Genomic DNA, 20,060 nt, shown 5'->3' with positions numbered 1-20,060 from the left:
AGCAGGGCTGGGCGGGTGCCGGGGGCCTTCTAGGACGCTTCCTGCTCCTCCCGGGGCTTGCGGGGCTCCAGCGGATCCGGGTGGGCCAGTGCCTCGGCGAGCAGCGGTGCCGTCTTCTCGACCTGCCACGGGCGTGCCCCCAGTTCGGCCAGCTGCGCCGAGACGGTTTCCATCGTGATGGGCGACGGCGGGCGCCAGCTGATGCGGCGCAGGAAGTCAGGGGTCAACAGGTTTTCCGCGGGGATGTTCAGTTCCTCCGACAGCTCGGCCATGCGGGGACGGACAGTGGCCAGGCGTGCGGCGGCCTCGGGGTCGCGCTCGGCCCACACTCGCGGCGGCGGCGGCGCATTGTTGGACACCTGCAGCGGTGGCAGGTCAGAGCTGTTCTTGGCGGTCTGGATGGCGTGGAGCCACTTGGGTGCGTCGCGCTTGGCGGAGCGGCCGTGGAAACCGGACAGGGCCAGCAGGGCAGGCACGGTGGTGGGCATGCCCTTGGCCGCGGCGACGATTGCGGAGTCCGGGATGAGGCGGCCGGGGGCAATGTCGCGGCTCTCCGCGAGGCGTTCACGGGTCTCCCAAAGCTCCCGCACGGCAGCCAGCTGGACGCGGTTGCGGAGGGTGTGAGCGCCCGAGGTGCGGCGCCACGGATCCGTGCGGGGTGCGGGCACGCCGGCGTTCACGAGGTGTGCGAATTCCTGGGCGGCGTACTCCATCTTGCCCTCGTCCTCCAGCAGTGCCACGAGCTCCTCCTGGAGTTCAACGAGCACCTCAACGTCCAGGGCGGCGTAGCGCAGCCACGGCTCGGGCAGGGGCCGGGTGGACCAGTCGGCCGCGGAATGCTCCTTGGCCAGGTGGTAGCCAAGCAGGGATTCGACCACGGCGCCGAGCCCCACGCGCGGCAGGCCGGCAATGCGGGCGGCCAGTTCCGTGTCAAAGAGCGTGTGCGGCCACATGCCCACGCCGTCCAGGCAGGGCAGGTCCTGGCTGGCGGCGTGCAGGATCCACTCGACGCCGTCCAGTGCATCGTTGATGATCTTCAGGTCGTCGAAGGCCTCGGGGTCAATGAGCCAGGTGCCGGCGCCTTCGCGGCGGATTTGCACGAGCATGGCGCGCTGGCCGTAGCGGAAGCCGGAGGCGCGCTCGGTGTCGACGGCGGCGGGCCCGGTTCCGGCGGCCAAGGCGGCGGCGCAGCGGCGCAGGGCAGGCTCGGTGTCCACGACGGCGGGAATCCCGTCCCGGGGCATCTCCAGGTTCACCAGCTCGGGGAGTTCGCCCAAGTCAACAGTCACGCCGTCAATGACCACGGAGGTAAGGGGGGCCGGCTCCGGGTCAGTCCCGGCAACGCTGGAGGTGGGTTCGGGGGAACCGGGGGAGCCGTGGCCTTGGAGGCGGGTGGTCTTTTGGGCCTTGGCGCGGTGGTGGGCGCTTGACTGCGGAATGGTCATGATGGCCTTAGTCTACCGAATGGACGCTTGCCTGCCCCGAACCGGCGCCGGAACGCGCCAGGATCCACGGCCCGGGAGTTGCTGGGTCAGCGGTCCCGCTCGCGCTGGCGGCGCGGCAGGAGGGTCACGCCGTCGGGCACGGGCGGCAGCCCTGCAAAGGTGCAGACAATGTTGCCCCAGGCCTCCAAATGGGGTGCGAAGGCGTCTCCCTCCGGCGTCCAGGAGGCGCGCAGCTCAATGTCGATGGCGTCGGGCCGGGCTGCCAGCGCGCCATAGGACTCGGAGAGGATGCGCGTCGCAGTGCCGCCGGCGTTGCTGTACAGGGCGCCCTGTTCCTCAAGGGACTCCACGAGCCAGGCCCAGGCCACGTTGCCCAGCAGGGAGTCGTTGCCAATGTCGGCCTCGAGCTGGGCGCGGATGTAGGTGACAACGCGGAAGGTGCCGCCCCAGAGTTCGGAGCCCTGGGGGTCATGCAGCAAAATGAAGCGGCCCGTGGCCAGTTCCTCGCCGCCGGACATGATTTCAGCACCCAGGGCAACACCAAAGGGGGCAAGCCGGGCCGGCGCCGGGAGTTCTGCCAGCTTCAGTTCGCTGCGGTTCGCCGCTGTCCGCAGCGACGCCAGCGCGGCCTGGAAGTCTGCAGGCAGCGGAGTTAAATGGCTCACACACGCAGATTATGACGGTGCCGCTGCAAAGCGCGGCAGGCGCGCCGCAATTCGGGTTCCGGCGCGCCCCGCAGGCGGCGCCGGAACCCGCGGAAGCCTAGGCTGCGAGCTCGGCGCGCAGGGCGGCGGCGAAGGCGTCGACGTCGGCCTCGGTGGTGTCGAAGGAGCACATCCAGCGCACCTCGCGGGCTGCGGCGTCCCAGTCGTAGAACTTGAAGGAGGTGCGCAGGCGGTCGGCCACGCCCTCGGGGAGCACGGCGAACACGCCGTTGGACTGCGTGTCCCGGGTGATCTCCACGCCGGGCAGGCCCTCGACGGCGGCGCGCAGCCTGGCGGCCATGGCGTTGGCGTGGGCGGCGGAGTCCAGCCAGAGGTCGTTCGCCAGCAGTGCCAGCAGCTGGGCGGAGATGAAGCGCATCTTGGAGGAGAGCTGCATGTTCATCTTGCGCAGGTAGATCAGCCCGTCGGCAGCCTCTGGGTTCAGCGCCACCACGGCCTCGCCAAACATGATGCCGTTCTTGGTGCCGCCGAAGGACAGCACGTCAACGCCGGCGTCGGAGGTGAACTCCCGCACGGGGACGCCAAGGTGCGCGGCGGCGTTGGCCAGCCGGGCGCCGTCCATGTGCACCTTCATGCCCAGCGAGTGCGCGTGCTCGCAGATGGCGCGCACCTCCGCCGGCGTGTAGCAGGTGCCCAGTTCAGTGGTCTGGGTGATGGAGACGGCCAGCGGCTGCGCGCGGTGCTCGTCGCCAAAGCCCCACGCCTCCTTGTCGATCAGCTCGGGGGTGAGCTTGCCGTCGGGGGTGGGCACGGCCAGCAGCTTCATGCCGCCAACACGCTCGGGCGCACCGTTCTCGTCCATGTTGATGTGGGCCGTGGCCGCACACACCACGGCGCCCCAGCGCGGCAGCAGCGACTGCAGCCCCACCACGTTGGCGCCCGTGCCGTTGAAAACGGGGAACACCTCCACGTCCTTGCCGAACAGCTTGCCCATTTCTTCCTTCAGCGCCGCCGTGTAGACGTCCTCGCCGTAGGCAGTCTGGTGCCCTCCGTTGGCGGCGGCCAGTGCGGCCAGCACCTCGGGGTGGATGCCCGAGTAGTTGTCGGAGGCAAAGCTGGTCACTGAGCGGTCGTGCAGGGGTGCGGTTTCGTGGTCCACGTGGGGCCTTTCGGTTCAGGTAGTGCGTCTAGAGAATGATGCGTGCGCCGTTGAGGCCTGCGGCGGGCGTGCCGAACAGCCCCGCCACCGCCTTGCCCAGCACGGAAACGTCGGTGAAGCCGGGGAAGGTGCGTTCGGGGGAGCGGGCACGCATGGAGTCATCCAGCAGTGCCTTCACCACCAGCACGACGGCGGCCGCCCCGCCTTCCGCCGGTTTGTCGCCGTCCGCTTTCCCGTCCTCCGCGAAGCCGGCGGCCACGGCCTGGACCCAGGTTTCGGCGGCGGCCTTGATGGCTGCGTAGTTGGCGTTGCCCGGGGTGGGTGCCGTGACCGAGGTGGAGGACACGATGGCCAGCCGGCCCACGGGGGAGGCTGCAAGATCCGGGTAAAACTCGCGGCTCGTGTTGCGCAGCGTGGCCAGCACGGAGGTGTGCAGGAAGTCCCAGTCGGCGTCGCTTTGGCCGGCGAGTCCGCCGCCGCCGCGCCAGCCGCCCACCAGGTGGATGAGCCCGTCAACGGGGCCAAAGTCGCGGCGGATCCCCGCGGCCAGCTCCGCAACGGCGGCCGGGTCGGCGAGGTCGCACGCCAAGGGGACGGCACCGCCGGCGAGCTCCGCCGCCGCCCGGATCCGTCCGGCGTCGGACCCCACAGTGAGAACGCGCATGCCCGCGGCCAGCAGGGCCTGGGCAACGGCAATGCCGGCGGCACTGCTGCCGCCGGCGACCACAACAAGGGGGTTGTTCATGCCTCCAACAGTACCCACTCAGGCGGCGCTGGTGCCGGTGATGCCTGCGGTGGATTCAATGACGCCTTGCATTTTTCGGTTCAGGGCCTCATAGAACATGGACAGCGGGAATTCATCATCCATGACCTGGTCGGTGATTTCGCGCAGCGGGGCCGTCAGCGGCAGGGCGTCCGGGCCCTTGGCCCAGGTCGACGCCGGGTTGGGCGTGACCGTGGCGGAGACCAGCTCGTAAGCGGCAAGCCAGTGGGCCAGCTTGGGCCGGTCGATCGAGCGCCAGTACAGCTCCTCAATCTCATGGCCCAGCGCGATGACCACCTCGGGCACCTGCTCCCAGTCGATGGTCAGCTTGGTGTCGGTCCAGTGCAGCACGTGGTGCTGGTGCAGCCAGGCGAAGAGCAGCTGGCCGCCAAGGCCGTCGTAGTTGCGCACGCGGGAGCCGGTGATGGCGAAGCGGAAGATCCGGTCAAAGATGACGGCGTACTGGACCAGCTTCGCGTGCCGGCGGGCGTCGGGGGAGGCGGTCTCGTCACGTTCGATCGCCACCGATTCACGGTAGGCGGTCAGGTCGCAGCGGAGCTCCTCGAGGGAGTACAGGAAGTACGGCATGCGCTGCTTGATCATGAACGGGTCAAAGGGCAGGTCCCCGCGCATGTGGGTGCGGTCGTGGATGAGGTCCCACATGACGAACGTTTCCTGGGTCAGTTCCTGGTTCTCCAGCATTTCCAGGGCGTCGGCGGGCAGTTCCAGCCGGGTCACCGCGGCGGCCTCCCGGACCACGCGGCGGTAGCGGGCGGCCTCGCGGTCCTGGAAGATGGCGCCCCAGGTGAAGGTGGGGGTTTCGCGGACCGAGACGCTCTCCGGGAACAGCACGGCGGAGTTGCTGTCATAGCCGGAGGTGAAGTCGATGAAGCGCAGCGGCACAAACAGCTTGTTGGAGTAGCTGCCGGCTTCCAGCTCGCCGATGAACTCGGGCCAGATGACCTCCACCAGCACGGCCTCCACGTGGCGGTTCGTTGAGCCGTTCTGGGTGTACATGGGGAACACCACCAGGTGGCCCAGGCCGTCGATGCGGTGTTCCTGCGGGTTGAAGGCCAACAGGGAGTCCAGGAAGTCGGGCACGCCAAAGCCTGCGTGCTGCCACTTGGCGAAGTCCGCCACAGCCAGCTGCAGGTACGCGGCGTCGTGCGGGAAGTGCGGTGCCAGCACCTCGATGGAGCCGGTGATGGCTGCCACCAGGTCAGCGGCGGCCGCATGGTCGCCGGGCTCGGGCACGGAACCGTCCTTGGCCTGCAGTGCCTGCAGTGCCCCGGCGGCGTGCTTGAGGGCAAGCCACGCGGGGTCATGTGCCAGGGTGCCGTAGTTGAAGGTGCTGGCGCTGCCTGTGCTTTCCATGGTGATGCTCATGGTCCCGTCTCCTTGCTGCTCGATGACCGCGGCCAGTGTGCGGCGGATTTTCTCGAGCGTAGCAATGGGACAGGAGAACTAATGTGAAATTGGTTCAAGCATAAGAGACTCTCGTGCTCAGTTGTTGCTGGGCTCCTCGGGCGACACTTCCACTGGGCCTTCGCGCAGCGTCAGTGAGATCGAGTTGATGCAGAAACGCTCATCCGTGGGGGTGTCGTAGCCTTCGCCGGTGAACAAGTGGCCAAGGTGCGAGTCGCAGGAAGCGCAGCGCACCTCGACGCGCTCCATGCCCAGGGTGTTGTCGTGCAGGTAGCGCACCGTGCCGTCGGCCAGCGGGGCAAAGAACGACGGCCACCCGCAGTGCGAGGAGAACTTTTCACGCGAGGTGAACAGTTCGGCGCCGCAGGCCCGGCACTCGTACACGCCCTCCTGCATGGCGTCCCAGTACTCGCCTGTGAAGGGGCGTTCAGTGCCGGCCTGGCGCAGCACGTGGTACTCGGCCGGGCTCAGCTCGTCGCGCCACTGGGCATCGGTCTTGTTGACGGACGGGGTTGCGGGGGTTTCGGGGGTGTTCATGCCTTGTTCAACGCTCACGAGTCACCAATAAATCCCGAGTCCGAGTACAGGTGCAGCACGGGCAGTCCGAGCTTGCGCTGGGCCTGGTGTGCCCAGTCCCGGCGGAAGGTGTCGGCAACCGCGTGCGGGGTGGTGACCACCACTGCCTGGCGGGCGTCCAGCTCGGTGACCTTGGCCACGAGGGAGGCGACGGCGTCGCCCTCGGCAACCTGGCCGGTGGCCTTGGCGCCGGCGGCCTCAAGGGCGGCCATGGAGGCGGCCAGGATGTCCTTGGCCTCGGCCAGCACCTTCTGGGCGTCGGGCTTCTCGCGGAATTCGCGCAGCGCGGCAGGCAGGTCCAGCATGGTCAGCTGGTCGATGACGTCCACGAACAAGTTGCGCCGGGTGTCGGCGGGGACCAGCAGCACCAGCTCCACATCGTCCTCGGGGCCGTACAGGGCGGTGATGTTGGTGACATCCACGGCGGTCAGTGGTTCTTCGGTCAGGATGATGATGGCGTCGCTCATGGCACCAGCTTAGGCGTCCGGGCATTCTTTGCAATGCCGGCTGGCCAACTGGCGCGAAGAAAGTTGCCGGCGACCCGGTGCGCCGCTCGACGCGGCCGCCCGGCGTGGGCACAATGGTGGCATGGCCTCCTCGGATCAGCAGTCAAGTTCATGGCTCAAGTGGGGCGCCTTGGGTGCCGCAACGGCCGGCGCCGGCGCAGCCCTGGTGGTCACCGCCACCTCCGCCCTGGCCGCCTATTTTGCCCGGCGCGTGGTGACGCCGGAGAAACACAGGGTGGACGACGTCGCCATCCTCGCCGTCATTTCCGACGGCCCCACAGTGCAGGTTGTCCTGGCAGCCAACCCCGACACCGTGATCGACGGGCACTACGGGCTGTTCTTCAACGGCGGCACGGCACACGCCACCATTGGCCGGATCCTTTCCTACGTTCCGCGCGAGGGCAGCGTGACCCGGGAAGTGCTTGCCGTCCACGGCGGCGAGCTGCGCCAGGCAACCTCCGGCTGGTGGTCGGGGAACTTGCACGCCCACCCGGAGGAGCTGGGCTTGGACTTCGAGGACGTCACCATCAACCTGCCCGTGGGTCCCGCGCCCGCGTGGCTGCTGCCGGCGCCCGAGCCCGGCCACACCTGGGCCATCATGGTGCATGGCCGCGGCGCCGCCCGCAACGAGGGCCTGCGCGCCGTCCCCACCGCCCACCGGCTCGGCATGAACGCGCTGTTGGTCTCCTACAGGAACGACGGCGATGCCCCCGCCGCGTCCGACGGCCGGTACGGCCTGGGGGTCACCGAGTGGGCCGATGTTGAGGCGGCCATTGACTTTGCCGTGGGCCGCGGCGCCAAGGAAGTGGTCTTGTTCGGCTACTCCATGGGCGGGGCCATCAGCCTGCAGGCCGCCGACCTGGCCCGGAACCGCAAGCACGTGGTGGCCATGGTCCTGGATGCGCCCGTCATCAGCTGGGTCAATGTCCTGGCCCACCAGGCGCAGCTCAACCGCATCCCCAACTTCATTGGCCAGTATGCCGAGCTCATGCTTGCCCACCCGGTGGGGCGGCGCATCACCGGGCTTGCCGCGCCCGTCAACCTCAAGGCCATGGACTGGGTGGTCCGCGCCATTGAACTGCGCACGCCGTCGCTGATCCTGCACAGCATTGACGACGACTACGTCCCGTACGAGCCCACTGCCGAACTTGCCCGCCGGAACCCGGAAATGGTGACCTTCGAGCCGTTCAGCAAGGCCCGGCACACCAAGGAATGGAATGTTGAGCCCGAGCGCTGGGAGAGTGCCGTCGAGGCGTGGCTGCGTCCGCGCCTGGGCCGGCACGGCCTGCCCCGGGAGTAGGGCGCCGGGAGAGGCTGGGCGCCGCGAGGCTTCAGGCGGGGTGCCCAATTGCGGCAGTCGTGGCCTTGGTCAGGCGGATCAGGTCTTCCGGCGCCAATTCAATGTCGAAGCCGCGCCGGCCGCCGGAAACGAAAATGGTGCCGTGTCCCAGTGCGGACTCATCGAGCACCGTGGGGGACTGCTGGCGCTGGCCCAGCGGGGAGATGCCGCCCAGGACGTATCCTGTGCGGCGCTGGGCGGCGGCGGGGTCGGCCATTGCGGCCTTCTTGTGGCCCAATGCCTGAGCCAGCGCCTTCAGGTCAAGCGTTCCATTGACCGGAACAATGGCCACGGCCAGCGTGCCGGCCACGTCCGCCATGAGCGTCTTGAACACGCGGGCCGGTTCGATGCCCAGCACCGTCGCGGCCTCCAGGCCATAGTTCGTGTTGCCGGGATCGTGTGTGTAGCTGTGCTCCGTGAAGGGGACGCCGGCGGCCGCCAGGGCCACGGTGGCCGGGGTTCCGGTGCTTGTCTTCTTCGCCATGGCGGCTTGCCCCGCCCGGACTAGGCGGCCGGGCGGACGCCGGCGGCGATCTTGCGCTTCACGCGGCCCAGCATGGCGGACATGCCGCGCATGCGCAGGGGGGAGATGGCACGCGTCAGGCCCAGCTGCTCGGGCATGTCGTCCGGCACGGCAAGGATCTCCTCGGCGGTCAGTCCGTCCAGGCCCTCGAACAGCACGGAGGCGAAGCCGCGCGTCGTCGGGGCCTCGGGGGGAGCCTGGAAGAAGAGCCGGATGACGTCACCGGCGTCGGTCTTTTCCGTTTCAACGGTCAGGAACAAAGGCGACTGGCATTCCACCACCTGCTCCAATAGTTCGGGGTGGTTGCTCAGGCGCTCCGGCAGGGGCGGCAGCGAGCGGGAGAACTCGAGCAGCAGTGTCAGCCGGTCGCGTTCCTCCAGTTCCTGGAAGTCCGTGACGATCTCGGCCAGGGCCTGCGGGAGTGCTTGTGAAGTAGTCATCGACTAAAGCGTACTTTTCTTCCGTGGCGGGTGCGAAACCGCCGGTCGTTTGTTTGTGCCAGCTGTTGCTGGATGCCGGCGCCCGGGCCGGCATCCAGCCGGTGCGTCAGTTGCTGGCGGGCAGTTCGCCGCGCTCGGGCCCGACGGCGATCGGCACGCGGACCGCGTTGCCCCACTCGGTCCAGGAACCGTCGTAGTTGCGAACGGTTTCAAAGCCCAGCAGGTACTTCAGCGCAAACCAGGTGTGGCTGGAACGTTCGCCGATGCGGCAGTATGCCACCACGTCGTCACCCGGAACCAGTCCGGCCTCGCCCAGGTACAGCGCCTCAAGTTCCTCGCGGCTGCGGTAGCTGCCGTCTTCAGCAGCGGCGCGTGCCCACGGGATGGATGCCGCGGTGGGGATGTGGCCGCCGCGCAGCGTGCCCTCCTGGGGGTAGGCGGGCATGTGGGTGCGCTCTCCCGTGTACTCCTCGGGGGAGCGGACGTCGATGAGCGGCTTGCCCAGGTGGGCCAGCACATCTTCCTTGTAGGCGCGGATGGGGGCGTCGTTGCGCTCCACCACCGGGTAGCCGGCGGACGGGGTGGACTCGGTGCGTTCGGTGGTCAGTTCCCGGCCCTCGGCAATCCACTTGTCGCGGCCGCCGTCGAGCAGGCGGACATCCTCGTGGCCAAACAAGGTGAAAACCCACAGGGCGTAGGCGGCCCACCAGTTGGACTTGTCGCCGTAGACAATGACTGTGCTGTCGCGGGAGATGCCCTTGGCCTGGGCGAGCAGGGCAAAAGCCGCGCCGTCGATGTAGTCCCGCGTGACGTCGTCGTTCAGGTCCGTGTGCCAGTCAATCTTGACGGCTCCGGGGATGTGCCCGGTCTCGTAGAGCAGCACGTCCTCGTCGGACTCGACCAGGACGATGCGCCCGTCGGCTACCGCGCCGTCGGCCAGTGCCGCGGCGAGCCAGTCCGTGGAGACCAGTCGCTCCGGGTGGGCGTAGGCGGCGAACTTCTCGTTAGTTTCCAATGCAACAGCCATGGTGACCCTTCTTGTCGGTGGCCCACGCCGGCGTCGCCGGGGAGCCCTTTCTCGTTCAAAAGCTTAACGAGTTGGGTCGGTGCATGCTTCCCGCGGAGTTAACGAATCGCAATATGCCGCGGGTATTCTTGTAGCGGCGGGCTGCGGCTGTGTCCCGGCCCGTAGAACACATCCTTATGATCGGAAGCTTCCTTGGTACACGTTGAGCAACTTTCCACCCGCCGCCCGGCGGTCTCGGTGGAGGAACTGCTGAAGGGCTTTGTCCCCTCGCCCCGCTTTGGCGAGGTTTCCTTCGCCACCTACCGGCCGGACCCCTCCCAGCCCTCACAGGCCCAGGCCGTGGCGATGCTCCAGGAATTCGGCAACGGTGCCGTGGCCAAGCAGGGCGGCGGCCTGCGCCGGCTCTTCGGCGGAAAGGCCAAGTCCAACGGCAAGGGCGCCAAGCCGGCGGGCATCTACCTCGACGGCGGCTTCGGCGTGGGCAAGACCCACCTGCTGTCCTCCCTGTGGCACCAGGTTGAGGGACCCAAGGCCATTGGCACGTTCGTGGAGTACACGAACCTGGTGGGTGCCTTGTCCTTCCGCAAGACCGTTGAGGCGCTGAGCAGCTACAAGCTGGTCTGCATTGACGAGTTTGAGCTAGACGATCCAGGCGACACCGTGCTGATGTCCCGGCTCATGCGCGAGCTCGCAGACGCCGGCGTCAAGCTTGCCGCAACCTCCAACACCCTGCCCGGTGCGCTGGGCGACGGCCGCTTTGCTGCCGTCGACTTCCAGCGCGAGATCCAGGTGCTGGCCGACCAGTTCGACATCCTGCACATTGACGGCGAAGACTTCCGCCACCGCGGCCTGCCCACACCTCCGGAACCTGTGCCCAACAGCGAGCTGGATGCCCGCATGCGCCAGGACTTTGCGGGCCGCACCGTGGCAGTGGACGACTTCAGCGTGCTGGTGGACCACCTTGCCGGCGTGCACCCGTCCCGCTACCGGCAGATGCTTGAGGGTATCGACGCCGTGGTGTGGCGCAACGTCCACACCATCACGGAGCAGTCCGTTGCGCTGCGCTTTGTGGTGCTGGCCGACCGCCTGTACGACAAGAACGTGCCGATCCTGGCCAGCGGTGCACCCCTTGACCAGTTGTTCACCCCGGAAATGATGACCGGCGGTTACCAGAAGAAGTACTTCCGCGCCGTCTCCCGCCTGACCGCGCTGGCGCGTGAGGCGCAGGAGGCCGGGGTTCCCCAGCCCGTCTCCTAGATCCTGCTTAAAACGCAAAGGGCGTTGGTGCCGTCTCGCGACGGGACCAACGCCCCTTTTGACGCCGTTTAAAGGGCGAAGGGTTCAGGCTACTTGGCTGCGCCATCCACAAAATCGGAGGCGGCCTGCTGAGCTGCGTCAACCTGGTCCTTGAACTTGTCACCGGTCTTGTCGTCGATCACGTCGCCGACCTTCTCGATGCCGTCCTTGATGGCCTGTTCGTTGCCGCTGATCAGTCCTTCGGCCTTGCCCTTAATATCGTCAAAGATAGACAATAGGCACCTCCCTTCGCTCCTGGGGTCCTTGACGCCCCAACTTTTCCCAGCCTAGTGCCGCCCGTCACAATGTCAACGGATTTTTGGAAGTTCCGCCGTGGGCTGACAAGTTCAGGATCCCGGCGCTGAGGGCGTTGCCCCGCGTCGCCAAACCGTCCTGGCCGCAATAATTCAGTGCCGCCGCTGCGCTGGCCGTCGAAGCAGCGCCCGTCAAGCTCTCGAGTCAATGCACGCCGAGGGGTGAGATTCCGGTATTTGGGCACAAAAAAGCCCTTCCAAATAAGCATTTATGCATATTTGAAAGGGCTTTTCCCTTGGTGGGCGATACTGGGTTCGAACCAGCGACCTCTCCGGTGTGAACGGAACGCGCTACCACTGCGCCAATCGCCCAATTCACGCACGCAATTCGCGAGCGGATTGCGTGGTGTTCCTTGGTGCGTTCAAAACAATAGCCCAAACTTTCCCGTGTTCATAATCGGCTTGTTTGCGCGTGTCGGGAGCCGGCGGCAGGGCCACCGAGGCGGCCGCGCGTCCCCCTGTGAACCCGGTATGGGGGCGGGCGGAACGGCGGCGGGGGAGCGCCGGCGTCGTGCGTGGCAGGAGAGGGAGAAAGGCGGGTGTGACGGGTGCCATAGAAATGCTTTTTGCCGAAATGGGCCGAAATGGGGCCAAAACCGACCCTGAATGACAACCCTGTAATTCGAATTGACCCGGGAAAATCCGCGCCAACTCAACGATCCTCGAACATCGGCCGCCCTGGCGGACGCGCCGGGGGAGCGCCGATTTGGTGTTTCGGAAAAGGCTCGGGTAATGTTTTCACCGCAGCAACACGGACCACCGAAGCGGAGACGCCGAGGAGCGGAAAATGTAGCTTATGCGGTTGTAGCTCAGCTGGTAGAGCACCACCTTGCCAAGGTGGATGTCGCGAGTTCGAATCTCGTCAACCGCTCGCATGACACCATTTCAGTTTTACATGGTGGGGTGGCCGAGAGGCGAGGCAACGGACTGCAAATCCGTGCACACGGGTTCGAATCCCGTTCCCACCTCCATTTGGCTGAACCAAAAGATTTTGCTGTAGAGTTCAGCAGAATGCATTTGGGCGATTGGCGCAGCGGTAGCGCGCTTCCCTGACACGGAAGAGGTCACTGGTTCGATCCCAGTATCGCCCACTGATGGACTTGTCCATCAAGCCGACGAAAGTTGGCAGCAGTATTGCGGTTGTAGCTCAGCTGGTAGAGCACCACCTTGCCAAGGTGGATGTCGCGAGTTCGAATCTCGTCAACCGCTCGGAAATGGTCAAAACTGCCGGATTCCTCTTTTGGTTCCGGCAGTTTTGATTCCCATCCACAAGATGGGCGATTGGCGCAGCGGTAGCGCGCTTCCCTGACACGGAAGAGGTCACTGGTTCGATCCCAGTATCGCCCACGCAACACCCGCGAAAGCGGAAAACTGCGGTTGTAGCTCAGCTGGTAGAGCACCACCTTGCCAAGGTGGATGTCGCGAGTTCGAATCTCGTCAACCGCTCCAAAAACAAAACTGCCGGAATCCTTCATGGGTTCCGGCAGTCTTGTTTTAAGGCACGACGCCGGCCACGCCCCGGCAGCGCTGTTGCCCTTTTGCTGGGCCGCGGTTGTCCACAGCCGCGGCCCGCAGGCTGCGCGGCGTCCCCCCGAAGTGGAATAGTAGAGGTCATGACAGCACCGGCATTGGCACACAGCACCGAACTGGGGCGCATGTACGCCCGCTCCCTGCAAGACCCGCCCACGGTCCCCTCCATCACCACGGTGATCGGCCAGCAGGCAACCACCCTTGACGGCTGGATCGGATACATGGCAGCTTCCGCCGTGGCCAAGCACCCGGATCTTGGCGCCGCAGTGGGCAACCCGGGCCAGCTGCGCACGGTGGTCCGTGACAGCTCCAACGCCGCCGAACAGTTCCGGGATGCCGCAGCCGCCCGTGGCGACCGCGTGCACAACTACTGTGAACAAGTTGCCCTGCGCGCCCTGGACCGGCCGCACAGCATGGCCGAGGCCCGCGAGGCGCTGGCGGAAAAGGGCGAGGAAAACTTTGCCCTGCGCTTCGACACCTGGTGGGAGGACTACGACGTCAAGCCGCTCGCGCCGGAGATCACCGTGTGGAACCAGACTGTTGGCTACGCCGGAACCCTGGACCTCGTGGCCACCATCGGCGGCAAGCTGTGCATCATCGACTACAAGACCAAGGGAACCGACCGCAACGGCCAGGTCAAGAGCCTTGACGCCAAGGTGGTCATGCAGCTCGTGGCCGGCATGAAGGCCGAGGAATCCATTGTGGATGAGGCCGCCGGCAGCTGGGAGGCCTGGAACTACGGCCAGGACCCCGTGCTGCTCGGCGTGGCCATCGGCGAGACAGAGGTCCGCACGCTGCGAGCCAACCCGGAAGTGCTCAAGGCGCACTGGTTCAAGTTCGCCTCCCTGCGCCGGGTGTGGCAAACGTCATTGGATGCGGCGGCCGCGGGTACCCCTCTGCTCGATATTTCGCCTCCCGGACGGTAGGGGACAACTAGACTGGACTGGCCGGAAGATTTTCCCGCGGCTCCCGGCCCGCAACACGACCAAGAATGAGGTGCCCACCCATGGCCATCCTGAGCATTCGCATCATCGGCGACCCCGTCCTGAGGACCGTCGCCGAGGACGTGACCGACTTTGGCCCGGAGCTGGCCAAACTCATCGAGGACATGCACCAGACCATGCACGACGTGCGTGGCGCAGGCCTGGCGGCACCCCAGATCGGCGTGAACAAGCGCATCTTCACCTACTCCGTTGACGGGGCCGAGGGGCACATCATCAACCCGGTTCTGGTGGCCAGCGACGACATGGCCCCCGGCGAGCCCGAGGGCTGCCTCTCCGTGCCGGGCCTGGGCTACACCCTGCCGCGACACCGCTGGGTGCGCATCACCGGCGTCGATCTGCACAACAAGCCCCTTGACATGGAGGCCACCGGCACCCTGGCCAAGTGCTTCCAGCACGAGACCGACCACCTCAACGGCAAGCTGTACGTGGACCGGCTGGAAGGCGAGGACCGCAAGGACGCCCTGCGCGCCATCCGCACCGCCAACTACCACAACGTCACGGCCGAAACCGTGGCCAAGCGCGCCCAGAGCGTCGGCTCGGCCTTCGGTGCAGGGGCCGCCAGGTGAAGGTCCTTTTTGCCGGAACACCTGCCGTTGCGCTGCCCTCGCTTGAGGCGTTGCTGGCCGCAGGGCACGAAGTCGTCGCGGTCCTGACCCGCCCCGACGCGCCGCTTGGCCGCAAAAGGGTCCTCACGCCGTCGCCCGTTGCCGCGCGCGCCGAGGAACTGGGCCTGCCGCTGATCAAGGCGGACAAGGTCGACGCCGATGCTGCCGCCGCCATTGCCGCCGCCGCCCCGGACGTTGCGGCGATCGTGGCCTACGGCGCCCTGGTCCCGGAAAGTGCCCTGGCCATCCCGGAACACGGCTGGATCAACCTGCACTTCTCCCTGCTGCCCGCCTGGCGCGGTGCAGCGCCCGTGCAACACTCGGTCATCAACGGCGACGAAGTCACCGGCGCATCCGCGTTCCAGCTGGAAAAGGGCCTGGACACGGGACCCGTCTTCGGCACCATGACAGAGTCCGTCCGCCCCGACGACACCAGCGCCGCGCTGCTGGAGCGCCTGTCCCACAGCGGGGCCGTGCTGCTGGCCCAGGTCATTGACGGCATTGGCGCCGGGCGGATTGCGGGCATCCCGCAGCAGGGTGAGGTAACACTGGCACCCAAACTGACGCTTGAGGACGGGCATGTCCGCTGGGAGGACCCGGCGCTGGCCATCAACCGGCGCATCCGCGGCGTCACCACCGAGCCGGGCGCCTGGACCACACTGGCCGGACAGCGCTTCAAGCTGGGGCCGGTCACGATGCGCCCGGATGTGGCGGACCTGGCCCCGGGCCAGGTGCGGATCGACGGCAAGTCCGTGCTGGCGGGCACAGGCTCCCATGCCGTGGAACTCGTGCAGGTGCAGCCTGCGGGCAAGAAAATGATGAATGCAATGGACTGGGCACGCGGCCTGGCCAACAAGGAAGAAACGGTGTTTGAATGACCAGCGACAACGGCGGACGTTCGGGCCACCACAGCAACGGCCAGGGCGGCACCAAGCGCCGCGACTCGGCCGGGCGTGAACGCAACCGCAGCACCACCCGCAACCGCACCGAAACCGCCCCCGGCCAGCGCACCCGCGCAGCGGACCCCGCACGCCTCGTGGCATTTGAGGTGCTCCGTGCCGTCTCGGCCGACGACGCCTACGCCAACCTGGTGCTGCCCACCCGCATCCGCAAGCACCACCTGGACCGCCGCGACGCCGGCTTCGCCACGGAACTGGCCTACGGCGCACTGCGCGCACAGGGCACCTACGACGCCATCCTGGCCACCTGCGTGGACCGCCCCCTGTCCGAGGTGGACCCCGCCATCCTGGACGCACTCCGCATCGGTGTGCACCAGCTGCTCGCCATGCGTGTCCCCAGCCACGCCGCCCTGGACCAGACCGTGGGCCTGGCCCGCGCCGTCATCGGCGCCGGCCCCTCCGGCATGGTCAACGCCGTGCTGCGCAAGGTTGCCGCAAAGGACCTGGACACCTGGACTGCCGAACTCACCGCGGGCCTGAGCGATGACGTCAAGATCGCCTCGATCCAGCATTCCCACCCCGAGTGGATTGTCCGCGCCATGCGCCAGGCGCTCGTGGCACACGGCCGCGACGTCAGCGAAATCACCGCGCTCCTGGAGGCAGACAACGCCGCCCCCGTGGTGAACCTCGTGGCGCTGCCCGGGTTCGGCGACCTGTCCGAGGCCTTCGACGCCGGCTTCACCCCCGGCGAGCTCGTGGTTGACTCCGCCCTCTCCTCAGGTGGCGACCTCAGCCGCCTGGAAAGCGTCCGCGACGGCGCCGTCCGCGTCCAGGACGCCGGCTCCCAGCTCGTGGCCCGCGCACTGGCCGCCGTGCCGATCACCTCGGAACTGGCCGACGGTGAGGAGCGCTGGCTCGACATGTGCGCCGGCCCCGGCGGCAAGGCCGCACTGCTGGCCGCCCTCGCGGCGGAAAAGGGTGCGTGGCTGCTGGCCAACGAGCCCTCCGTGCACCGGGCCAAGCTGGTCTCCCAGGCGCTGGGTGCCGTGCCGGAAGACGCCTGGACCGTGCGCACCGGCGACGGCCGCGACATTGGCCGCGAACACCCGGAAGCCTTCGACCGCATCCTGGTCGACGCACCCTGCACGGGCCTGGGCGCGCTGCGCCGCCGCCCGGAATCACGTTGGCGCCGCCAGCTCTCCGACGTCTCCGAGCTTGGCCCGCTGCAGCGTGAGCTGCTCGCCTCGGCCCTGGACGCCGTCAAGCCCGGGGGAGTCGTGGCATATGTGACCTGCTCCCCGCACGTGGCCGAGACCCTCGCCGTGGTCGAGGACGCCGTGCGCAAGCGCGACGACCTGGAACTGATCGACGCCGGCGCCGCCCTGGACGCCGCGAGCCTGAGCGGGGACGTGGCCGCCGGCAACCCCTCCGCCGCCGTGCCTGCGCACAGGATGACGGCCCAGCTGTGGCCGCACATCCACCAGAGCGACGCCATGTTCATCGCCCTGATCCGAAAGAACTAGTCCCCCCAACAGAAAAGATGAGGCCACTTCCGTGTCCAGCACTTCGCTAAAATGCTGTATCAACCCCAGCATCCTTTCCGCCGACTTCGTCAACCTGCAGGCCGAGCTTGCCCGGATTGCCAACGCCGACGCCGTGCACGTTGATGTCATGGACAACCGGTTTGTGCCGAACCTGACCATCGGCCTGCCCGTGGTGGAGCGGATCCAGCAGGTCAGCCCGGTCCCGCTGGATGCCCACCTGATGATTGCCGACGTGGACCGCTGGGCGCCGCTGTACGCAGACGCCGGCTTGGACTCGGTCACCTTCCACGTGGAGGCCTCGGACGCACCCATCAAGCTGGCCCGTGAACTGCGTGCCCGCGGCGCCAAGGCGGGCATGGCACTGCGCCCGGCCACCGCCGTCGAGCCGTACCTGGACATGCTGCCCGAGCTGGACATGCTGCTCATCATGACGGTTGAGCCCGGCTTCGGCGGCCAGGCATTCCTGGACGTGACGCTGCCCAAGATCCGCCGCGCCCGCGCCGCGATCGAGGGCAGCGGCGTCAACGTGGCCATCCAGGTGGACGGCGGCATCACCGAGGAAACCATCACGCGCGCCGCAGAGGCCGGGGCCAACATCTTCGTTGCCGGCTCCGCCGTGTACGGCAAGGAATCGCCCGAGGCAGCCATCGACGCCCTGCGCGCCAGGGGCCAGCTGGCCTTCGCCTCCCGCGTCTGAGCAGGCTGCGTGGAAAGGCGCGGCGGGGCCGGGGAATGAATCCGGCCCGCCGTGCCTTTCACATGAGGTAAGCAATTCAGCAGGCACCGCAATTGGTGCCATACTGTAACTGCTGTCCGCAATTGCGGCGGCAGAACTAAATGAAGTATCACGTGCTCCGGGGTCGGTGTAATTCCGAACCGGCGGTTATAGTCCGCGACCCGCGCGCAGCCGGCTGGAAACAGCCACGCAGCGCACGGTTGATCTGGTGAAATTCCGGAACCGACAGTTAAAGTCTGGATGGGAGAAGCACGAACAGTTTTGGCCACCCGCCAAAGGTGTCGCAGCAGCATACGCTGCCGACGCCCCCGCATGGGTGAGCCAGCCCTGTCGTTACCCCCGGAGCCATCGCGGTCTTGAAAGGGTAGGTAACAGTGGACTTTCTGCGATGGCTCTTTGACGCCAAACTTGAATTCGCCGGTGGCGGATTCCTTTTGTGGCGCGAAGTCATAGGCAATCTTTTTGGGCTCGCCAGCGCCCTCGGCGGAATGCGCCGCAAAATCTGGGCATGGCCGGTGGGCATCCTCGGCAACATTCTTCTCTTCACGGTATTCATGGGCTCCGTCTTCGGCTCGGCCGACCACGTGAACCTGCTGGGCCAGGCCGGCCGGCAAATCATGTTCATTGCCGTGTCCGTCTACGGCTGGCACCGCTGGAACCAGACCCGCCATGCACGGCCCGACGCCGGAACCCACGTGGGCGAGGCCGTCGCCCCCCGCTGGGCCGGGACGCGCGTGCGCTGGCTCCTGGTTGCCGCCATGGTGGGCGGCACTGCCGTGCTGACCCCCATCTTCCGCGCCCTGGGTTCCTACGAACCCGTCTGGGCCGACGCCTGGATCTTCATGGGCTCCCTGCTGGCCACCTACGGCATGGCCAAGGGCTGGGTTGAATTCTGGCTGATCTGGGTGGCAGTGGACCTGGTGGGCGTGCCGCTGCTGTTCAGCGCCGGCTACTACGCCTCCGCCTTCATGTACATCTTCTACGGCGCATTTACATTGGCCGGATTCTTCGTATGGTGGAGGGTGCAGCGCAACAGTGACGCCCAGGCCCGCCTGGTGTCGGTCGACGCCACCTTCCCGGACATCACAGTGGTCAACAGAGAGGCCCAGCCATGAGCAACAATTACCTGAACCAGGAACCCTTCAACGAGGGCGGCGAATCCGAGCACTTCACCGATGCGGAGATCCTGGGCATGGAGACCGCGCTCTCGGCGGCCCGCCAGGGCGTGCGAGGTTCCAACCCGCTGGTCGGGGCCGTCATCATTGACGCCGACGGAACGTTCCTGGCCATTGGGCACCACCGCGGCGCCGGCACCGCCCACGCCGAGGCCGACGTCATCAACCGCCTCCTGGGCACGGGAGTCAAACGCGACCTCTCCGCCGCAACGCTCATCGTGACCCTGGAGCCGTGCAGCCACACGGGACGCACCGGCCCGTGCACCCAGGCAATCCTCGACGCCGGCATCGGCAACGTGGTGTTCGCCGTCGCCGACCCGCACATGCCCGCCTCCGGGGGTGCACAGATCCTGCACAACGAGGGCATCAACGTCCGCATGGGGCTCATGTCCGTCGAGGCCCAGGATCTGAACCGGCAGTGGTTCGTGGCTGTCCGGGAAAACCGGCCTTTCATTACCGCCCGGCTGGCGCAGACAGTCGACGGGCGCATTGCCGCCCTGGACGGGACCAGCCAGTGGATCACCTCCGAGGAATCCCGGCAGGACTCGCACGAGCTGCGCGCCCGGGTGGACGCCATCGTGGTGGGAACCGGAACGGTCCTGGCCGACAACCCCCGCCTGACCGCCCGCGCTGCCGACGGCTCGGAAGCCGCCGGGCAGCCGCTGCGGGTGGTCATGGGACTGCGCGACATCCCGGCCGACGCCGCCGTCCGAGGCACCCCCGACACTCCGGCCACCCCGGCGCGCCTGGGCAGCGAAGACTTCCTGGCCCTGCACACCCACGACCCTGCCGTCGTGGTGCGTGAACTCCACGAACGGGGCGTGGGCCACATCATGATCGAGGGAGGCGCCAAGATCAACGCGGCCTTCCTGGCCCGCGGCATGGTGGACGAACTCGTCGTGTACCTGGCCCCCACGCTGCTCGGCGCCGGCATTCCCGCCCTGACCGACCTTGGCATCGGCACTCTCACCGAGGCCCAGCGCTGGGAATGGGACTCCACCACCACCGGACCCGTCGAAGTGCTGGGCCCGGACTTGAAATTGACGCTGATGCCGGCCCGTGCGGCCGCCCGCGAAGAAGGACTGTAGA

20 protein-coding genes, 7 tRNA genes and 1 riboswitch are annotated in these 20,060 nt (G+C 67.3%); of the genes, 15 read left to right on the top strand and 12 right to left on the bottom strand.

Features of this window, described 5'->3' with window-relative positions; translation table 11 throughout:
• Positions 1 to 29: 29 nt before the first annotated feature.
• The 7 genes from PCK14_RS01940 to PCK14_RS01910 all read right to left on the bottom strand — a co-directional run bounded on the left by PCK14_RS01940 (position 30) and on the right by PCK14_RS01910 (position 6,500).
• The gene (locus PCK14_RS01940; protein ID WP_269936765.1) at positions 30 to 1,445 is read right to left on the bottom strand and encodes a ribonuclease D; all 1,416 of its coding nucleotides are present in this window, start codon (positions 1,443 to 1,445) and stop codon (positions 30 to 32) included.
• An 86-nt stretch (positions 1,446 to 1,531) separates the two neighbouring features.
• On the bottom strand, positions 1,532 to 2,110 hold the full coding sequence (locus PCK14_RS01935; protein WP_269936764.1) for a DUF3000 domain-containing protein: 579 nt from the start codon (positions 2,108 to 2,110) through the stop codon (positions 1,532 to 1,534).
• A 97-nt stretch (positions 2,111 to 2,207) separates the two neighbouring features.
• Positions 2,208 to 3,269, bottom strand: coding sequence for a threonine aldolase family protein (locus tag PCK14_RS01930; RefSeq protein ID WP_269936763.1), 1,062 nt, complete (start codon positions 3,267 to 3,269; stop codon positions 2,208 to 2,210).
• Between the two features lie 28 nt (positions 3,270 to 3,297).
• On the bottom strand, positions 3,298 to 4,014 hold the full coding sequence (locus PCK14_RS01925) for an SDR family oxidoreductase (protein WP_269936762.1): 717 nt from the start codon (positions 4,012 to 4,014) through the stop codon (positions 3,298 to 3,300).
• 18 nt (positions 4,015 to 4,032) lie between these two features.
• The gene (locus PCK14_RS01920) at positions 4,033 to 5,406 is read right to left on the bottom strand and encodes a DUF6421 family protein (protein WP_269936975.1); all 1,374 of its coding nucleotides are present in this window, start codon (positions 5,404 to 5,406) and stop codon (positions 4,033 to 4,035) included.
• 129 nt (positions 5,407 to 5,535) lie between these two features.
• Complete coding sequence (gene msrB / locus PCK14_RS01915; RefSeq protein ID WP_269936974.1) at positions 5,536 to 5,994, bottom strand: peptide-methionine (R)-S-oxide reductase MsrB; 459 nt, start codon at positions 5,992 to 5,994, stop codon at positions 5,536 to 5,538.
• 14 nt (positions 5,995 to 6,008) lie between these two features.
• On the bottom strand, positions 6,009 to 6,500 hold the full coding sequence (locus PCK14_RS01910) for a hypothetical protein (RefSeq protein ID WP_269936761.1): 492 nt from the start codon (positions 6,498 to 6,500) through the stop codon (positions 6,009 to 6,011).
• A gap of 121 nt (positions 6,501 to 6,621) precedes the next feature.
• Here PCK14_RS01910 and PCK14_RS01905 point away from each other — a divergent pair, with 121 nt between their 5' ends.
• Positions 6,622 to 7,839: an alpha/beta hydrolase family protein gene (locus PCK14_RS01905; protein WP_269936760.1), complete on the top strand. Its 1,218-nt coding sequence runs from the start codon at positions 6,622 to 6,624 to the stop codon at positions 7,837 to 7,839.
• 31 nt (positions 7,840 to 7,870) lie between these two features.
• Here the strand turns inward: PCK14_RS01905 and ybaK are convergent, their stop codons facing one another.
• The 3 genes from ybaK to PCK14_RS01890 form a co-directional block, all read right to left on the bottom strand.
• Positions 7,871 to 8,362 carry a Cys-tRNA(Pro) deacylase gene (ybaK, locus tag PCK14_RS01900; protein ID WP_269936759.1) on the bottom strand — a complete coding sequence of 164 codons (492 nt, stop codon included), beginning with the start codon at positions 8,360 to 8,362 and terminating at the stop codon, positions 7,871 to 7,873.
• A gap of 20 nt (positions 8,363 to 8,382) precedes the next feature.
• A complete protein-coding gene (locus PCK14_RS01895) occupies positions 8,383 to 8,841 on the bottom strand; it encodes a SufE family protein (protein ID WP_269936758.1) in 459 nt (152 codons plus the stop codon).
• A 106-nt stretch (positions 8,842 to 8,947) separates the two neighbouring features.
• Positions 8,948 to 9,868 carry a sulfurtransferase gene (locus tag PCK14_RS01890; RefSeq protein ID WP_269936757.1) on the bottom strand — a complete coding sequence of 307 codons (921 nt, stop codon included), beginning with the start codon at positions 9,866 to 9,868 and terminating at the stop codon, positions 8,948 to 8,950.
• Between the two features lie 192 nt (positions 9,869 to 10,060).
• On the opposite strand from PCK14_RS01890, the gene zapE reads away from it, so the two are divergent.
• Positions 10,061 to 11,125: a cell division protein ZapE gene (gene zapE, locus PCK14_RS01885; RefSeq protein WP_269936756.1), complete on the top strand. Its 1,065-nt coding sequence runs from the start codon at positions 10,061 to 10,063 to the stop codon at positions 11,123 to 11,125.
• An 89-nt stretch (positions 11,126 to 11,214) separates the two neighbouring features.
• Here zapE and PCK14_RS01880 read toward each other — a convergent pair whose 3' ends face one another.
• Positions 11,215 to 11,400: an antitoxin gene (locus PCK14_RS01880; RefSeq protein WP_269936755.1), complete on the bottom strand. Its 186-nt coding sequence runs from the start codon at positions 11,398 to 11,400 to the stop codon at positions 11,215 to 11,217.
• A 315-nt stretch (positions 11,401 to 11,715) separates the two neighbouring features.
• Positions 11,716 to 11,790 (bottom strand) — tRNA-Val (locus PCK14_RS01875).
• 486 nt (positions 11,791 to 12,276) lie between these two features.
• Between PCK14_RS01875 and PCK14_RS01870 the strand changes: the two genes are divergently transcribed.
• The 13 genes from PCK14_RS01870 to ribD all read left to right on the top strand — a co-directional run bounded on the left by PCK14_RS01870 (position 12,277) and on the right by ribD (position 20,059).
• Positions 12,277 to 12,349: transfer RNA gene (locus PCK14_RS01870), tRNA-Gly, on the top strand.
• 26 nt (positions 12,350 to 12,375) lie between these two features.
• A tRNA-Cys gene (locus PCK14_RS01865) sits at positions 12,376 to 12,449 on the top strand.
• 48 nt (positions 12,450 to 12,497) lie between these two features.
• Positions 12,498 to 12,569, top strand: a tRNA-Val gene (locus PCK14_RS01860).
• Positions 12,570 to 12,614: 45 nt separating this feature from the next.
• Positions 12,615 to 12,687: transfer RNA gene (locus PCK14_RS01855), tRNA-Gly, on the top strand.
• Positions 12,688 to 12,753: 66 nt separating this feature from the next.
• Positions 12,754 to 12,825 (top strand) — tRNA-Val (locus PCK14_RS01850).
• Positions 12,826 to 12,851: 26 nt separating this feature from the next.
• Positions 12,852 to 12,927 (top strand) — tRNA-Gly (locus PCK14_RS01845).
• A 164-nt stretch (positions 12,928 to 13,091) separates the two neighbouring features.
• A complete protein-coding gene (locus PCK14_RS01840) occupies positions 13,092 to 13,934 on the top strand; it encodes a cytochrome (protein ID WP_269936754.1) in 843 nt (280 codons plus the stop codon).
• Positions 13,935 to 14,014: 80 nt separating this feature from the next.
• Complete coding sequence (gene def / locus PCK14_RS01835; RefSeq protein WP_269936753.1) at positions 14,015 to 14,578, top strand: peptide deformylase; 564 nt, start codon at positions 14,015 to 14,017, stop codon at positions 14,576 to 14,578.
• Positions 14,575 to 15,495: a methionyl-tRNA formyltransferase gene (fmt, locus tag PCK14_RS01830; RefSeq protein WP_269936752.1), complete on the top strand. Its 921-nt coding sequence runs from the start codon at positions 14,575 to 14,577 to the stop codon at positions 15,493 to 15,495. Before def ends, fmt begins: the two co-directional genes overlap by 4 nt.
• Entirely contained in the window at positions 15,492 to 17,039 is a 1,548-nt protein-coding gene (locus PCK14_RS01825; protein ID WP_269936751.1) for an RsmB/NOP family class I SAM-dependent RNA methyltransferase, read from the top strand. The genes fmt and PCK14_RS01825 overlap by 4 nt, the downstream gene beginning before the upstream one ends.
• Positions 17,040 to 17,070: 31 nt before the next feature.
• Positions 17,071 to 17,757: a ribulose-phosphate 3-epimerase gene (gene rpe, locus PCK14_RS01820; RefSeq protein ID WP_269936750.1), complete on the top strand. Its 687-nt coding sequence runs from the start codon at positions 17,071 to 17,073 to the stop codon at positions 17,755 to 17,757.
• Positions 17,758 to 17,906: 149 nt separating this feature from the next.
• Positions 17,907 to 18,052: riboswitch (FMN riboswitch) on the top strand.
• 118 nt (positions 18,053 to 18,170) lie between these two features.
• The gene (gene pnuC / locus PCK14_RS01815; protein ID WP_269936749.1) at positions 18,171 to 18,911 is read left to right on the top strand and encodes a nicotinamide riboside transporter PnuC; all 741 of its coding nucleotides are present in this window, start codon (positions 18,171 to 18,173) and stop codon (positions 18,909 to 18,911) included.
• Positions 18,908 to 20,059, top strand: a complete 1,152-nt coding sequence (gene ribD, locus PCK14_RS01810) for a bifunctional diaminohydroxyphosphoribosylaminopyrimidine deaminase/5-amino-6-(5-phosphoribosylamino)uracil reductase RibD (RefSeq protein WP_269936748.1) — start codon at positions 18,908 to 18,910, stop codon at positions 20,057 to 20,059. The genes pnuC and ribD overlap by 4 nt, the downstream gene beginning before the upstream one ends.
• The last annotated feature ends 1 nt before the right edge of the window (position 20,060 follow it).

It is taken from the genome of Arthrobacter sp. HY1533 (assembly GCF_027568515.1).
Classification (GTDB): Bacteria; Actinomycetota; Actinomycetes; order Actinomycetales; family Micrococcaceae; genus Specibacter.
This window is presented reverse-complemented; position numbering and strand designations above follow the sequence as displayed.

Excerpts from the sequence above, each read along its gene's own strand:
- msrB (WP_269936974.1), bottom strand. The coding sequence starts at position 5,994 with ATGAACACCCCCGAAACCCCCGCAACCCCGTCCGTCAACAAGACCGAT.
- PCK14_RS01905 (WP_269936760.1), top strand. The coding sequence starts at position 6,622 with ATGGCCTCCTCGGATCAGCAGTCAAGTTCATGGCTCAAGTGGGGCGCC.
- ybaK (WP_269936759.1), bottom strand. The coding sequence starts at position 8,362 with ATGGCGAAGAAGACAAGCACCGGAACCCCGGCCACCGTGGCCCTGGCG.
- PCK14_RS01910 (WP_269936761.1), bottom strand. The coding sequence starts at position 6,500 with ATGAGCGACGCCATCATCATCCTGACCGAAGAACCACTGACCGCCGTG.
- PCK14_RS01940 (WP_269936765.1), bottom strand. The coding sequence starts at position 1,445 with ATGACCATTCCGCAGTCAAGCGCCCACCACCGCGCCAAGGCCCAAAAG.
- PCK14_RS01925 (WP_269936762.1), bottom strand. The coding sequence starts at position 4,014 with ATGAACAACCCCCTTGTTGTGGTCGCCGGCGGCAGCAGTGCCGCCGGC.
- def (WP_269936753.1), top strand. The coding sequence starts at position 14,015 with ATGGCCATCCTGAGCATTCGCATCATCGGCGACCCCGTCCTGAGGACC.
- PCK14_RS01890 (WP_269936757.1), bottom strand. The coding sequence starts at position 9,868 with ATGGCTGTTGCATTGGAAACTAACGAGAAGTTCGCCGCCTACGCCCAC.
- PCK14_RS01840 (WP_269936754.1), top strand. The coding sequence starts at position 13,092 with ATGACAGCACCGGCATTGGCACACAGCACCGAACTGGGGCGCATGTAC.
- ribD (WP_269936748.1), top strand. The coding sequence starts at position 18,908 with ATGAGCAACAATTACCTGAACCAGGAACCCTTCAACGAGGGCGGCGAA.
- PCK14_RS01895 (WP_269936758.1), bottom strand. The coding sequence starts at position 8,841 with ATGACTACTTCACAAGCACTCCCGCAGGCCCTGGCCGAGATCGTCACG.
- PCK14_RS01920 (WP_269936975.1), bottom strand. The coding sequence starts at position 5,406 with ATGGAAAGCACAGGCAGCGCCAGCACCTTCAACTACGGCACCCTGGCA.
- PCK14_RS01825 (WP_269936751.1), top strand. The coding sequence starts at position 15,492 with ATGACCAGCGACAACGGCGGACGTTCGGGCCACCACAGCAACGGCCAG.